This window comes from Candidatus Electronema sp. TJ, assembly GCF_048287355.1.
In the GTDB taxonomy this organism is placed as follows: Bacteria; Desulfobacterota; Desulfobulbia; order Desulfobulbales; family Desulfobulbaceae; genus Electronema.
In genome coordinates, this window is sequence record NZ_JBLWEP010000080.1 from 1 (window position 1) to 1,250 (window position 1,250).

Consider the following 1,250-nt stretch of genomic DNA (forward strand, 5'->3'; position numbering starts at 1 on the left):
GTGTCATTCCCCCTGCGCCAAACGCGGCGGCGGGAGTCATAAGTATGACACCCGCCGAGTCATACATATGACACCCACCGAGTCATACCTATGACTCCCGCCGAGTCATACCTATGACTCCTGCCGAGTCATACCTATGACTCCTGACGTATCATATATATGACTCCCGCCGTATCATAGCTATGATACCCGCCGCGCCAGCATGCTGGTGCCGAACGCCTCTGGGCAGGGGCGGACGGCCCGCACAGCATGTTCAATCTTCACGGAGAAGCACCATGACTGTCCAATCAGCGCAGGCAGCTGCGGCGCGGCCCGGCTGCGGCCCGCATAGTCTGTCAGCATGAACCTGCACGGCAAATATGGGCTGGTGCTGGGCGCAAGCCGTCCTCTTGGCCGGGCTGTGGCCCGCCGGCTGGCTGCTGCGGGGATGCGGCTTTGCCTGCCGTGGTTTGACTGGCCCGAATCGGCGCAGGACATGGCGGCGGAGTTCAGCGGCCATCTCATCCTTCAGGCCGACCTGCGCGAGCCGGAGAGCGTGCGCGGCCTTGTCCGGCGCATGGAGGCGGCATTTGGCCGTCTGCATGTCTTGGTCAACAATATTGAGCGGGGCGGGATGCCGGTGGTGCATGGTGCGTACAGCCGCCCGGTCAACAGCGGCCAATGGCAATTGGAGCTGGAGACCACGCTTCATGCCAAATGGCTGGTCTTCGAGCACTGCCTGCCCCTGCTGCGCCGGGCTGACCAAGCGGCGGTGGTCAACATCTCCTCTGTCGCGGCGCTGGTCGGGCGTTCCGGCCCGGCAGGGCTGCTCTTCAGCGACGGCTACGCTGCGGCCAGCCGTGGAGTCTCCTCCTTCACCGAAACCTGGGCAAGGCTGGGTGCGCCGTCCATCCGGGTCAACGAGCTGATGCTCGGCCTTTTTGACACGCGCCACGGGCCGGGCACGCGCGGCTGGTCGCTGCTGACTGAGGCGGAGCGCGCAGCCCTGCTGGCGCAGACCCTGCTGGGCCGCACCGGCAGGCCGGAAGAGGCTGCCGAGGCCGTGCTCTTCCTCCTGCAAGCTGACTTCATGACTGGCGCTGCGCTGCGCTTGGACGGCGGCTTTGTCCTTGGCGGACAGCCGGTGCCGGAAATGCCGGACGGAGTGGTTTGAGCGCGGAGGCGGCTCAGCGCAGCAGCAGGGTGCTGCCCAGCTCAATGACCGGCATGATCAGCTTGCCGATGATGCCGAGATAGAAGAGGACGAGCAG

At 65.3% G+C, this 1,250-nt stretch carries 2 protein-coding genes; one reads left to right on the top strand and one right to left on the bottom strand.

What is annotated here, in order from left to right; translation table 11 throughout:
* Positions 1-180 precede the first annotated feature (180 nt).
* Positions 181-342 carry a hypothetical protein gene (locus ACNKID_RS07250; RefSeq protein ID WP_417912772.1) on the bottom strand — a complete coding sequence of 54 codons (162 nt, stop codon included), beginning with the start codon at positions 340-342 and terminating at the stop codon, positions 181-183.
* Between ACNKID_RS07250 and ACNKID_RS07255 the strand changes: the two genes are divergently transcribed.
* On the top strand, positions 341-1,153 hold the full coding sequence (locus ACNKID_RS07255; protein ID WP_417912773.1) for an SDR family NAD(P)-dependent oxidoreductase: 813 nt from the start codon (positions 341-343) through the stop codon (positions 1,151-1,153). The two genes, ACNKID_RS07250 and ACNKID_RS07255, sit on opposite strands and share 2 nt — an antisense overlap.
* Positions 1,154-1,250: the final 97 nt, after the last annotated feature.

Coding starts and splice junctions, on each gene's coding strand:
- ACNKID_RS07255 (WP_417912773.1), top strand. CDS start 341: ATGAACCTGCACGGCAAATATGGGCTGGTGCTGGGCGCAAGCCGTCCT.
- ACNKID_RS07250 (WP_417912772.1), bottom strand. CDS start 342: ATGCTGACAGACTATGCGGGCCGCAGCCGGGCCGCGCCGCAGCTGCCT.